The 13,053-nt window shown below is 58.2% G+C and carries 10 protein-coding genes; 1 reads left to right on the forward strand and 9 read right to left on the reverse strand.

All coding sequences use genetic code 11. From position 1 onward, the window contains the following. Positions 1 to 8: 8 nt before the first annotated feature. Positions 9 to 1,919, reverse strand: a complete 1,911-nt coding sequence (gene ftsH, locus FPT15_RS14465) for an ATP-dependent zinc metalloprotease FtsH (RefSeq protein WP_106579257.1) — start codon at positions 1,917 to 1,919, stop codon at positions 9 to 11. Positions 1,920 to 2,119: 200 nt separating this feature from the next. Further along, a complete protein-coding gene (rlmE, locus tag FPT15_RS14470) occupies positions 2,120 to 2,770 on the reverse strand; it encodes a 23S rRNA (uridine(2552)-2'-O)-methyltransferase RlmE (protein WP_034117848.1) in 651 nt (216 codons plus the stop codon). 106 nt (positions 2,771 to 2,876) lie between these two features. On the opposite strand from rlmE, the gene FPT15_RS14475 reads away from it, so the two are divergent. After that, a complete protein-coding gene (locus tag FPT15_RS14475) occupies positions 2,877 to 3,185 on the forward strand; it encodes a YhbY family RNA-binding protein (RefSeq protein ID WP_106579258.1) in 309 nt (102 codons plus the stop codon). 8 nt (positions 3,186 to 3,193) lie between these two features. Here the strand turns inward: FPT15_RS14475 and FPT15_RS14480 are convergent, their stop codons facing one another. The 7 genes from FPT15_RS14480 to dnaK form a co-directional block, all read right to left on the reverse strand. Then, positions 3,194 to 3,598, reverse strand: a complete 405-nt coding sequence (locus FPT15_RS14480) for an MFS transporter (protein ID WP_106579259.1) — start codon at positions 3,596 to 3,598, stop codon at positions 3,194 to 3,196. 28 nt (positions 3,599 to 3,626) lie between these two features. Then, positions 3,627 to 4,103 carry a transcription elongation factor GreA gene (greA, locus tag FPT15_RS14485; protein ID WP_083356716.1) on the reverse strand — a complete coding sequence of 159 codons (477 nt, stop codon included), beginning with the start codon at positions 4,101 to 4,103 and terminating at the stop codon, positions 3,627 to 3,629. After that, on the reverse strand, positions 4,100 to 7,321 hold the full coding sequence (gene carB / locus FPT15_RS14490; protein ID WP_145162157.1) for a carbamoyl-phosphate synthase large subunit: 3,222 nt from the start codon (positions 7,319 to 7,321) through the stop codon (positions 4,100 to 4,102). Before carB ends, greA begins: the two co-directional genes overlap by 4 nt. A 105-nt stretch (positions 7,322 to 7,426) precedes the next feature. Then, positions 7,427 to 8,563 carry a glutamine-hydrolyzing carbamoyl-phosphate synthase small subunit gene (carA, locus tag FPT15_RS14495; RefSeq protein ID WP_145162161.1) on the reverse strand — a complete coding sequence of 379 codons (1,137 nt, stop codon included), beginning with the start codon at positions 8,561 to 8,563 and terminating at the stop codon, positions 7,427 to 7,429. Between the two features lie 259 nt (positions 8,564 to 8,822). Beyond that, positions 8,823 to 9,629 (reverse strand): 4-hydroxy-tetrahydrodipicolinate reductase, encoded by an 807-nt coding sequence (gene dapB / locus FPT15_RS14500; RefSeq protein WP_145162164.1) that lies wholly within the window; start codon positions 9,627 to 9,629, stop codon positions 8,823 to 8,825. Positions 9,630 to 9,639: 10 nt separating this feature from the next. Continuing rightward, a complete protein-coding gene (dnaJ, locus tag FPT15_RS14505) occupies positions 9,640 to 10,764 on the reverse strand; it encodes a molecular chaperone DnaJ (RefSeq protein WP_119741042.1) in 1,125 nt (374 codons plus the stop codon). Between the two features lie 316 nt (positions 10,765 to 11,080). Beyond that, positions 11,081 to 12,997, reverse strand: coding sequence for a molecular chaperone DnaK (gene dnaK / locus FPT15_RS14510; RefSeq protein WP_106579264.1), 1,917 nt, complete (start codon positions 12,995 to 12,997; stop codon positions 11,081 to 11,083). Positions 12,998 to 13,053 lie beyond the last annotated feature (56 nt).

Genomic DNA, 13,053 nt, shown 5'->3' on the forward strand with positions numbered 1-13,053 from the left:
TTCAAACCTTAGTGGTCAGCCGCAGGGCCACCGATCGGGGTTTCAGGGCGTTCGTTCTGAACCACTGGCGGGGTGCCAGAGGTGCCTGAACCGCCTTCCCAGTCGCGAGGCTCACGAGGCGTACGACCGGCCATGATGTCGTCGATCTGGTCGGCGTCAATGGTCTCGTACTTCATCAGCGCATCAGCCATGGCATCCAGCTTGTCACGGTTGTCAGTCAGGATCTGCTTGGCAGTGCCGTAGCACTGGTCAATGATGCTGCGCACCTCGGAGTCGATCAGCTTGGCCGTCTCACCGGAGAAGCTGGCGCTTTGACCGCCGCCGCCACGCCCCAGGAACACTTCACCATCTTCCTCGGCATACATCAATGGACCGAGTTTTTCCGACAAGCCCCACTTGGTCACCATGTTTCGTGCAATCTGGCTGGCACGCATGATGTCGTTGGAGGCACCGGTGGTCACACCGTCAAAGCCCAAGGTCATTTCTTCAGCAATCCGGCCACCGTACAGCGAGCAGATCTGGCTGATCAGCGCTCGCTTGGAGAGGCTGTAACGATCCTCTTCCGGCAGGAACATAGTGACACCCAGCGCGCGACCACGAGGGATGATCGACACTTTATAGACCGGGTCATGCTCAGGCACAACACGACCCACAATGGCGTGACCGGCTTCGTGATAAGCGGTGTTCTGCTTCTCTTTTTCGGACATGACCATGGATTTGCGCTCGGCGCCCATCATGATTTTGTCTTTTGCCAGCTCGAACTCTTTCATTTCAACGATGCGTTTACCGGTACGGGCTGCGAACAGCGAAGCCTCGTTCACCAGGTTGGCAAGGTCTGCACCCGAGAAGCCTGGCGTACCACGAGCAATCACGGCCGGCGCAACATCGTCGCCCATCGGCACTTTGCGCATGTGCACTTTCAGAATCTGTTCGCGACCGCGGATATCCGGCAGGCCAACCACAACCTGACGGTCAAAACGACCTGGACGCAGCAGTGCAGGGTCCAGTACGTCAGGACGGTTAGTTGCAGCAATGACGATGATGCCGTCATTCATTTCGAAGCCGTCCATCTCCACCAGCAACTGGTTGAGGGTCTGCTCACGCTCATCGTGACCGCCACCCATGCCAGCACCACGATGGCGACCAACAGCGTCGATTTCATCGATGAAGATGATGCACGGTGCGTGCTTCTTGGCCTGTTCGAACATATCGCGAACACGGCTGGCACCCACACCAACAAACATTTCGACGAAGTCAGAACCGGAAATGGTGAAGAACGGCACTTTGGCTTCGCCGGCAATCGCCTTGGCCAGCAAGGTTTTACCGGTACCCGGAGGACCAACCATCAGTACGCCGCGTGGAATACGGCCGCCCAGGCGTTGGAACTTGCCCGGATCGCGCAGAAACTCGACCAGCTCACCGACCTCTTCCTTGGCTTCGTCGCAACCTGCAACGTCAGCCAGGGTGGTCTTGACCTGATCCTCGGAGAGCAGGCGCGCCTTGCTCTTGCCGAAGCTCATCGGCCCGCCCTTGCCTCCCGCACCGCCTTGCATCTGGCGCATGAAGAACATGAACACGGCGATAATCACCAGGATCGGGAAGCTGGCGACCAGGAGTTGAGTCCAGATGCTCTGCTGCTCAGGCTGCTTGCCTTCAACGACTACGTGGTTATCCACCAGATCGCCGATCAGACCGTTGTCCTGGATAGCCGGACGAATGGTCTTGAAGCTGTCGCCATCGTTGCGTTTGCCGGTGATCACGTAGCCATCAACCGCTACGCGCTCGACCTTGCCATCCTTAACTTGCTGGATGAAGTCGGAATAGTTGAGGGTCTGCGGCTCGTTAGGGCTGGAGAAGTTGTTCATCACCGTCACCAGGACTGCCGCGATGATCAACCACAGGATCAGATTCTTTGCCATATCGTTCAATTAACTACCCTCTGAAGCAAGCTCCGCTACTGGCGCGCGCTTCGCATGATATTCACCGGCCTAACTTACTACATTACCTACAACTCTGGCAGGCGCCGTCTGTAACCCTTTGTGAAACTTTGACTACACAATATTCGTAAAGCTTCGTGACGAAAGCGATATAAAAAAACCTATCGCCCTCCTCGAATTCCTCAAAAACGCTCTTCACTCGCCGCACCTTCAACACCGCGGAAGCCGCGGCACAGCAGGTATTGCTCTCGAGACCTGTCCCGAGAAGAGTCTGGCTTGCGCGTTTGCACCTTGTCGAACAACTTGCGGATGTTCTTGTGGTACTCGTCAAAACCTTCGCCCTGGAAGACTTTCACCAAAAAATCACCACCCGGACGCAACACCCGCCCCGCCAAATCCAGCGCCAGTTCACACAGGAACATTGCGCGCGGCATATCGACGGCCGGTAATCCACTCATATTGGGGGCCATGTCGGAAATCACAAGGTCTACCTGCGAATTTCCCACTGCCTCGAGGATCTCTGCGAGCACGGCGTCCTGGGTGAAGTCACCGTGAACAAAGGTCACATCCGGGATGCTGTCCATTTCCAGGATGTCGGAAGCGATCAAGCGGCCCTGCCCACCAATCAGACGACTGGTCACTTGGGACCAGCCACCAGGGGCCGCGCCAAGATCAATAACGCTCATGCCGGGGCGAATCAATTTGTCCTTGTCCTGGATCTCAAGGAGCTTGTAGCTGGCCCGCGAACGGTAACCGTCCTTTTGAGCCTTTTTGACGTAAGGATCGTTGAAATGCTCTTGCAGCCACTTAAGGCTAGTTTTGGAACGGGCCACGGGCCACCTCGAAAAATAAAACGGGTCGTGATTAACTGGGCGGTCCCGGACTCGCTCGGGTAAACTGGCCGCCGCTTTTTACAAGATCAGACGCAGGGGTCAGATTATGCCGCTCACTCAAGAGCAGAAGAAACAGTACAAATCCATTGGCCACCATCTGAAACCAGTTCTGATTGTGGCAGACAACGGTTTGACTGAAGGTGTGTTAGCCGAACTTGAACGCGCATTGGGCGATCACGAACTGATCAAGATCAAGGTCAACATCCTTGACCGCGAAGCGCGTTTGGCCGCCGTTGCAGAACTGTGCAAGGTCGGCAAAGCGGATCTGGTTCAGGTCATCGGCAAGATGGCGCTGCTGTATCGCAAGAACTTCAGCGTCAACAAGCAACTGTCGAACGTACACCGCTTCAAGTAACAAAAGGGTCACGGGCGTGCTTCGCGCGCCCCGCCACTCCATCCTGGCGCCGGTTGTAAAACCAGCACCAAGCCGGAGAACCCTAGCACAAGATAGCTGAATAGCTGCCAGCGCAACGCTTCCGGCAGCCACGTATGCACCACGCAAAACATTGCGCATGCGTACAGCGCCATCAACAGCAGTTGGCCGCGAATATCCCGCCACAAACTCCCCAAGCCCTCGGCCTTGATCAGCACCAGCACCTGGAGCGTCACGCACGCCGCCGCAAAACCTACCAGCAGCGCGCTGAGCAATCCGTCGATTTCATCGATCAGCAACGGCGCCAGGCCAATCAGGCCCAGCGTCGGCAGTAAACCAATGTGTAACAACCACACGCCGCCCACCCAAAGCATCTGGGCAAGCTGCCAAAGCATGGCGCCCGCACGAAGCGGGCGCCGTCTTTCAGATGTGACGAACTTCAACAATCTCGTACTCGATCACGCCACCGGGCGTTTTCACCGCCACCACATCACCCTCTTCCTTGGCAATCAAGGCGCGAGCAAGAGGCGAACCAACCGAGATCTTGCCGAGTTTGAAGTCAGCTTCGTCCTCGCCAACGATGTGGTAAACAACGCGCTCATCCGTCTCGACGTTGGCGATTTCCACGGTGGTACCGAAAATCACTTTGCCGGTATGCGGGATGGTCGTGACGTCGATGATCACCGCGTTCTGCATACGGCCTTCAATGTCCCGGATCCGCGCTTCGACCATACCTTGCTGCTCGCGAGCAGCATGGTATTCAGCGTTTTCCTTCAAGTCACCCAGCTCGCGGGCCGTACCGATATCCTGGCTCAGCTTCGGACGGACAACCTTGGTCAGATGGGCGTGTTCCTCTTCCAGGGCCTTGGCGCCCTGGACGGTCATTGGGTATTTGGTCATGCCTTCAATCCTGCGTGTAGATCCTGCAAGCGACGCACGGTCTTTTCCGGACCGAACTTGAGCGCTTCGCAGATGGCTTCGCCAGCAGCAATGGTGGTGGTGCAGTAGATCTTGTGCTGCAAGGCATTACGACGGATGGAGTAGGAGTCCGCGATCGACTGGCGACCTTCAGTGGTGTTGATGATCAGGGTGACTTCGTCATTCTTGATCATGTCGACCACGTGCGGACGGCCTTCCGTCACCTTGTTCACGCGACGCACTTTCAGGCCGGCAGCTTCGATCAGCTTGGCGGTCCCGGCGGTGGCCACGACTTCAAAGCCCAAGTTGATCAGATCACGGGCCACGCCTGCAACCAGCGGCTTGTCATCATCCCGCACACTGATGAACGCGGTACCGCCGGTCGGCAGCACTTCGCTTGCACCCATCTGGGCTTTGGCGAACGCTTCACCGAAGGTGTCGCCCACGCCCATCACTTCACCGGTGGACTTCATCTCTGGGCCCAGGATCGGGTCCACACCAGGGAATTTGGCGAAGGGGAACACCGCCTCTTTCACGCTGTAGAAGTTAGGAATGATTTCCTTGGTGAAGCCGATTTCCTTCAAGGTCTTACCGGCCATCACACGGGCAGCAATCATCGCCAGGGAAACGCCGATGCACTTGGAAACAAATGGCACGGTACGCGAAGCACGCGGGTTGACTTCGATGACGTAGATGTCTTCGCCTTGCAGCGCCAACTGAACGTTCATCAGGCCGACCACGCCCAGCTCCAGGGCCATTTTCTTGACTTGCTCGCGCATCTCGTCCTGGATGTGCGCCGGCAGCGAGTATGGCGGCAGTGAGCAGGCGGAGTCACCGGAGTGAACGCCCGCCTGTTCGATGTGCTGCATGATCGCGCCGATCACTACGTCGGTGCCGTCGCAAACAGCATCCACATCCATCTCGATGGCGCAGTTGAGGAAGTGGTCCAGCAGCACCGGGCTGTCGTTGGACACTTTCACCGCATCACGCAGGTAACGCTTGAGCTCTTCTTCTTCGTAGACGATTTCCATCGCACGGCCGCCCAATACGTAGGACGGACGCACCACCAGCGGGTAACCGATCTTGCTGGCTGCGCGGATGGCTTCGTCTTCGCTGCGCACGGTGGCGTTAGGCGGCTGACGCAGACTCAAGCGCTCAACCATCTGCTGGAAGCGCTCACGGTCTTCGGCACGGTCGATGGCGTCCGGGCTGGTGCCGATGATAGGCACGCCGGCTGCTTCCAGGGCGCGAGCCAGTTTCAGCGGAGTTTGGCCACCGTACTGGACGATCACGCCTTTTGGCTTCTCGACGCGGCAGATTTCCAGCACGTCTTCCAGGGTGACCGGCTCGAAGTACAGACGGTCGGAAGTGTCGTAGTCAGTGGAAACGGTTTCCGGGTTGCAGTTGACCATGATGGTCTCGTACCCGTCTTCGCGCAGGGCGAGAGCGGCGTGTACGCAGCAGTAGTCGAACTCGATGCCCTGGCCGATACGGTTTGGACCGCCGCCCAGGATAATGATCTTGTCGCGGCCCGACGGTGCGGCTTCGCACTCCTCCTCATAGGTGGAGTACAGGTACGCAGTGTCCGTGGCGAACTCGGCCGCGCAGGTGTCAACGCGCTTGTAGACCGGGAAGATATCCAACTTGTGGCGATGCGTGCGCAGGTTCTTCTCGGTCACACCCAGCAGCTTGGCCAGACGTTGGTCGGAGAAACCTTTGCGCTTGAGGCGGAACATCAGGTCGCGGTCGATGGAGGACAGACCGAGGGTCTTGACCTTCTCTTCTTCCTTGATCAGATCTTCGATCTGCACCAGGAACCACGGGTCGATCATGTTCATGCCGAAGATTTGTTCGACAGTCATGCCAGCGCGGAAAGCATCGGCCACGTACCAGATACGCTCGGCGCCCGGCACGGTCAGCTCGCGCTTGAGCACGCTCATGCTTTCCGGGTTGCTCAGGTCGAGCTTCTCGTCCAGACCGCAAACACCCACTTCCAGGCCACGCAGGGCTTTCTGCAGGGACTCCTGGAAAGTCCGGCCGATGGCCATGACTTCACCGACGGATTTCATCTGGGTGGTCAGGCGAGCGTCAGCCTTGGCGAACTTCTCGAAGGCAAAACGTGGCAGCTTGGTCACGACGTAGTCGATGGACGGCTCGAAGGATGCAGGCGTAGCGCCGCCAGTGATTTCGTTTTGCAACTCGTCCAGGGTGTAACCGATCGCCAGCTTGGCAGCGATACGCGCAATCGGGAAGCCGGTGGCTTTCGATGCCAGCGCCGAAGAACGCGATACACGCGGGTTCATCTCGATCACGACCATGCGGCCGGTGTCCGGGCAGATGCCGAACTGAACGTTGGAACCGCCGGTTTCCACGCCGATCTCACGCAATACCGCCAACGAGGCGTTACGCATGATCTGGTATTCCTTGTCCGTCAGGGTCTGCGCCGGAGCAACGGTGATCGAGTCGCCGGTGTGCACACCCATCGGGTCGAAGTTTTCGATCGAGCAGACGATGATGCAGTTGTCCTTTTTGTCGCGGACAACCTCCATCTCGTACTCTTTCCAGCCGATCAGGGATTCGTCGATCAGCAGCTCTTTGGTCGGCGACAGGTCCAGACCACGGGCGCAGATTTCTTCGAACTCTTCACGGTTGTAGGCGATACCGCCACCGGTGCCGCCCATGGTGAAAGACGGACGGATGATGCACGGGAAGCCCAGCTTTTCGAGGACCGCATTGGCCTCTTCCATGCTGTGGGCGATACCGGAACGCGGGCAATCCAGGCCGATGGACTTCATGGCCTTGTCGAAACGCGAGCGGTCTTCAGCCTTGTCGATGGTGTCGGCGTTGGCGCCGATCATCTCTACGCCGAATTTTTCCAGGACGCCTTCGCGCTCCAGGTCCAGGGCGCAGTTCAGTGCGGTCTGGCCGCCCATGGTTGGCAGCAGCGCGTCCGGACGCTCTTTCTCGATGATCTTGGCAACGGTCTGCCACTTGATCGGCTCGATGTAGGTGGCGTCGGCCATGTCCGGGTCGGTCATGATGGTGGCCGGGTTCGAGTTCACCAGGATGACGCGGTAACCCTCTTCGCGCAGGGCTTTACAGGCCTGGGCGCCGGAGTAGTCGAATTCGCAGGCCTGGCCGATCACGATCGGGCCAGCGCCGAGAATCAGGATGCTTTTTATGTCTGTACGTTTTGGCATGGGTTTGTCACTCAAATCCGCAGGTCAGTCGGCAAGCCGTCTTGAACACTCTTTGAAGAGCCTGCGGGGGCCACCGACATTCGGGGCCGCCCGCAGGCCGCTCAGTCAGCGTCGCTTGGCCATTTCATTGATGAAACGGTCGAACAGCGGCGCTACGTCGTTAGGGCCCGGGCTGGCTTCAGGGTGGCCCTGGAAGCTGAACGCGCTCTTGTCGGTGCGCTCGATGCCTTGCAGGGAACCGTCGAACAGCGACTTGTGAATAGCGCGAACGTTAGCCGGCAAAGTCGCTTCATCCACCGCAAAACCATGGTTCTGGCTGGTGATCATCACAACGCCAGTGTCCAGGTCTTGCACAGGGTGGTTGGCGCCGTGGTGGCCGTGACCCATTTTCAGGGTCTTGGCGCCGGAGGCCAGGGCCAGCAGCTGGTGACCGAGGCAGATACCGAATACCGGAATCTCGGTTTCCAGCACTTCCTTGATCGCTTTGATGGCGTAGTCGCAAGGCTCGGGGTCACCCGGGCCGTTGGACAGGAACACACCGTCCGGCTGCAGGGCCAGCACGTCGCTGGCCGGGGTTTGCGCCGGCACCACGGTCACGCGGCAACCGCGCTCAACCAGCATGCGCAGGATGTTGTACTTGATCCCGTAGTCGTAGGCGACCACGTGGTATTGCAGGTCGGCAGCGTCGATGGTCTCGTGGCTGTCGGTCTTCAAGTCCCAGACAGTGGAGCGCCACTCGTACTGCTCTTTGGTGCTGACAACTTTCGCCAGGTCCATGCCTTTCAGGCCAGGGAAGCCTTGCGCTGCGGCAATCGCCGCTTCTTCGGAAATATTGTCACCCGCCATGATGCAGCCGTTCTGCGAGCCTTTTTCACGCAGGATGCGTGTCAGGCGGCGCGTGTCGATACCGGCGATTGCCACAACATTGTTGGCTTTCAGGTAATCGGACAGCGACATCGTGTTACGCCAGTTGCTCGCAACCAGCGGCAGGTCACGAATGACCAGACCAGCCGACCAGACACGATCAGACTCGACGTCTTCCGGTGTAGTACCGGTGTTGCCGATGTGCGGATAGGTCAGGGTAACAATCTGTTGGGCGTAGGAAGGATCGGTAAGGATTTCCTGATAGCCGGTCATGGCAGTGTTAAACACTACCTCTCCAACGGTTTGACCGTCGGCTCCAATGGCTTCGCCGCGAAAAATGCTGCCATCAGCAAGGGCGAGTATGGCTGGCTTAGTCAAGAAGACCTCCCGTAAATAAAGCCTGAAAGGGCGATCGCAGGTTGTAAAAAAGCGGAGTGACGTATGGACACGTCACCCCGCTTCTTCACTGAATTATTCTGCGCGCTTTTAGTGGACACACTAAAGCTGTAGCTTACAGAAAAAGGCTTTTTTGGTCCACCGCTAATGAGCCTTAAAGGCAGGGGAATGCGACAGGAAGTCGCCTAGCGGGTAAAAACGGGGCCTCAGGATAATCCTGAGGCCCCGTTTTAGCTACTGATTAGTGCAGATCCAGCACATCACGCATGTCGTACAGCCCCGCTTCACGACCTTCCAACCAGAGGGCGGCACGTACCGCACCCTTGGCGAATGTCATGCGGCTTGAGGCTTTGTGCGTGATCTCCAGGCGCTCGCCTTCGGAGGCGAACAGCACGGTGTGATCACCCACCACATCGCCACCGCGCACAGTGGCAAAACCGATGGTGTCACGCGCACGCGCCCCGGTATGACCTTCACGGCCATACACCGCGACTTTCGACAGATCACGCCCCAGCGCATCGGCGATGGCTTCGCCCATGCGCAATGCGGTACCCGACGGCGCGTCGATCTTGTGGCGATGATGGGTTTCGATGATCTCGATATCCGCCTCATCACCCAGCACGCGAGCGGCCAGGTCCAGCAACTTGAGCGACAGGTTCACGCCCACACTGAAATTGGCAGCGAAGACGATTGGAATATCCTTGCCCGCCTCCACCAGCAACTGCTTCTGCTCAGCACTCAAGCCCGTAGTACCGATCACCATGGCTTTGCCCGCCTTGCGGCAGAACGCCAGGTTTTTCAGCATCACCTCCGGCAGGGTGAAATCGATCAGCACGTCGAACTCGTCAGCCACCTGCTCCAGGTTGCCAGACAACGAAACGCCGATGCGCCCCAGCGAGGCCAGCTCACCTGCATCCGCACCGATCAACGTGCTGCCCGGGCGAACAATCGCCGCCGTCAGCCCCGAGGCCGGCGAACGCTGCTGCACCGCTTCGACCAGCGTCTTGCCCATGCGCCCGGCAGCGCCCATTACGGCTATACGTCGCATACTCACTTCCTTACAGGTCGCCGAAGAAGCGCTTCACGCCATCGAAAAAGCCGGTGGTTTTCGGCGAATGGGAGTCATCACCTTCCAACGAACTGCGGAACTCTTCCAGCAGTTCGCGCTGACGACGCCCGAGGTTGACCGGTGTTTCCACCGCCACGCGACACATCAGGTCGCCAGCACCGCCACCGCGTACCGGCGCAACGCCTTTGCCACGAATACGGAACTGTTTGCCGGTCTGCGTACCTTCAGGAATCTTGAGTTTGACCCGACCGTCCAGCGTCGGAATCTCCAACTCGCCACCCAGGGCCGCATCGACAAAGCTGATCGGCACTTCACAGAACAGGTGTTTGCCATCGCGCTGGAAGATCGAGTGCTCGCGCACATTGATCACCACATACAGGTCGCCCGTAGGCCCACCTTGAGTCCCCGCCTCACCTTCGCCCGACAGACGAATGCGATCACCGGTATCGACACCCGCCGGCACCTTCACCGAGAGGGTCTTGTACTCTTCTACGCGGCCTTCGCCGTGGCAGGAGTCGCACGGATCAGAAATGATCTTGCCCTGACCATGGCAACGCGGGCAGGTCTGCTGCACCGAGAAGAAGCCCTGCTGCATACGCACCTGGCCAATACCGCCGCAGGTTGGGCACGTGATCGGCGAGGAGCCTTTCTTGGCGCCCGAGCCATCGCACGGTTTGCAATTGACCAGCGTCGGCACACGGATATTGACGCTGGTGCCGCGCACGGCTTCTTCCAGGTTCAGCTCCAGGGTGTAGCGCAAATCGCTGCCACGCTGAGCGCCGCCACGCTGGCCGCCTCGACCACCGCCGAAGAAGTCGCTGAATACGTCGCCGAAAATATCGGAGAAATTCTGACCACCAAAGCCAGCACCGCCGCCGCCCATGCTTGGGTCAACACCCGCATGACCATACTGGTCGTAGGCCGCACGCTTGTTGGGATCAGACAGGCACTCGTAGGCCTCATTGGCCTCTTTGAACAGTTCTTCGGATTCTTTGCTATCCGGATTACGGTCCGGGTGGTGCTTCATCGCCAGGCGACGGTATGCCTTTTTCAGGTCCGCCTCGCTGGAGCCACGCTCCACACCCAACACTTCGTAATAGTCACGCTTTGCCATAAGTCTTTGCACTCTTAAGGACGTTCGGCCAGACCCTCCTGAGCCTTGCCAAACTCGTTGAGCCCCAATACAGGCCCGGACCCAACTCACGTCAATTCAACGATCCTGGTCATAACTGCTTTTAGCCAGGGAGCCGGCCAAAAACGCGGTGACTGTCGCCAGGAAGCAGGAGCATTCCCAGTCACACCGCCAACATCCGAACCTTGTCGCATGTTGTAAAAATTCGCATACCCCAGACACGCCAACGCGGGAGCAAGCTCCCGCGCGGCGACATCCTACCAGTCACCGCTTGATAGCGGTCAACCGGGCGACCAACTTACTTCTGGTCTTTAACTTCTTCGAACTCGGCATCGACAACATCGTCGTGCTTGGCTTCAGGCTCTGCGTGCTGCGCAGCGCCTTCTGCCGGCTGGCCTTGTTCGGCGTACATTTTCTGAGCAACCGGTGCGGAAACTTTCGACAGCTCCTCAACCTTGGCTTCGATGGCAGCCTTGTCGTCGCCTTTGATGGCGGCTTCCAGGGCAACCACAGCTGCTTCGATTGCGGTTTTCTCTTCAGCAGTCACTTTGTCGCCTGCTTCGGAGATCATTTTGCGCGTCGAGTGAACCAGGGCATCGCCTTGGTTACGGGCGCCGGCCAGCTCAGCAAACTTGGCATCTGCATCAGCGTTGGCTTCAGCATCACGAATCATCTGTTGAATTTCTTCATCAGACAGACCGGAGTTGGCCTTGATGGTGATCTTCTGCTCTTTGCCTGTGGCCTTGTCTTTAGCGCCTACGTGCAGAATGCCGTTGGCGTCGATGTCGAAGGTCACTTCAATTTGCGGCACGCCACGTGGTGCTGGTGGAATCTCAGCCAGGTCGAACTTGCCCAGAGACTTGTTCTGCGCCGCTTGCTTACGCTCACCTTGCAGCACGTGAATGGTCACAGCGCCCTGGTTGTCGTCGGCAGTCGAGAACACTTGCGATTTCTTGGTAGGAATCGTGGTGTTTTTCTCGATCAGCGCGGTCATCACGCCGCCCATGGTTTCGATACCCAGAGTCAGCGGGCTGACGTCCAGCAGCAGCACGTCTTTCACGTCACCGGCCAGTACCGCACCTTGGATAGCAGCACCCATGGCAACGGCTTCGTCCGGGTTCACGTCCTTACGGGCTTCTTTGCCGAAGAACTCGGTGACCAGCTTCTGAACCAGTGGCATACGGGTCTGACCGCCAACCAGGATCACGTCGTTGATCGAGCCAACGTCGATACCGGAGTCTTTCAGCGCGATGCGGCAAGGCTCGATGGTGCGTTGAACCAGGTCTTCAACCAGTGCTTCCAGCTTGGAACGCGAGATCTTCACGTTCAAGTGCTTAGGACCGGTGGCGTCTGCAGTGATGTACGGCAGGTTCACGTCGGTCGACTGAGCGGAAGACAGCTCGATCTTGGCTTTCTCAGCGGCTTCTTTCAGGCGCTGCATGGCCAGCGGGTCACCCTTGAGGTTCATGCCGCTTTCTTTCTTGAATTCGTCAACGAGGTAGTCGATCAGACGAATGTCAAAGTCTTCGCCGCCCAGGAAGGTGTCGCCGTTGGTGGCCAACACTTCAAACTGGTGCTCGCCGTCAACTTCAGCGATCTCGATCACGGAGACGTCGAAAGTACCGCCACCCAGGTCGTAAACGATCACAGTGTGGTCGCCCTTGGCCTTGTCCATACCGTAAGCCAGAGCCGCTGCGGTAGGTTCGTTGATGATACGTTTTACGTCCAGGCCCGCGATGCGGCCGGCGTCTTTGGTCGCCTGGCGCTGGCTGTCGTTGAAGTAGGCCGGAACGGTGATCACCGCTTCAGTCACTGCTTCACCGAGGTAGTCTTCGGCGGTTTTCTTCATCTTTTTCAAGATTTCAGCCGAGATCTGCGGCGGCGACATTTTCTGGCCGTTTACTTCAACCCAGGCGTCACCGTTGTCAGCCTTGGCAATTTTGTAAGGGACCATCTTGATGTCTTTCTGTACGACTTCTTCGTCGAACTTACGACCGATCAGACGCTTCACCGCGTACAGGGTGTTGTGCGGGTTGGTCACAGCCTGACGCTTGGCCGACTGACCTACGAGGATTTCACCGTCGTTGGCGTATGCAATGATCGACGGCGTGGTACGCGCGCCTTCGGCGTTTTCGATAACTTTAGCAACGCCGTTTTCCAGCACGGAGACGCAGGAGTTGGTAGTCCCCAGGTCGATACCGATAATTTTGCCCATGATTTACTCTCCCGAAACTTTAATTTGGTTGCCGCAGCAGTGGTGGCTAACTGCGG

Origin of the sequence: Pseudomonas sp. RGB, assembly GCF_007713445.1 — a bacterium.
GTDB lineage: Bacteria > Pseudomonadota > Gammaproteobacteria > Pseudomonadales > Pseudomonadaceae > Aquipseudomonas.

Coding starts and splice junctions, on each gene's coding strand:
- FPT15_RS14480 (WP_106579259.1), bottom strand. CDS start 3,598: ATGCTTTGGCAGCTTGCCCAGATGCTTTGGGTGGGCGGCGTGTGGTTG.
- ftsH (WP_106579257.1), bottom strand. CDS start 1,919: ATGGCAAAGAATCTGATCCTGTGGTTGATCATCGCGGCAGTCCTGGTG.
- FPT15_RS14475 (WP_106579258.1), top strand. CDS start 2,877: ATGCCGCTCACTCAAGAGCAGAAGAAACAGTACAAATCCATTGGCCAC.
- greA (WP_083356716.1), bottom strand. CDS start 4,103: ATGACCAAATACCCAATGACCGTCCAGGGCGCCAAGGCCCTGGAAGAG.
- dnaJ (WP_119741042.1), bottom strand. CDS start 10,764: ATGGCAAAGCGTGACTATTACGAAGTGTTGGGTGTGGAGCGTGGCTCC.
- dnaK (WP_106579264.1), bottom strand. CDS start 12,997: ATGGGCAAAATTATCGGTATCGACCTGGGGACTACCAACTCCTGCGTC.
- dapB (WP_145162164.1), bottom strand. CDS start 9,629: ATGCGACGTATAGCCGTAATGGGCGCTGCCGGGCGCATGGGCAAGACG.
- carB (WP_145162157.1), bottom strand. CDS start 7,321: ATGCCAAAACGTACAGACATAAAAAGCATCCTGATTCTCGGCGCTGGC.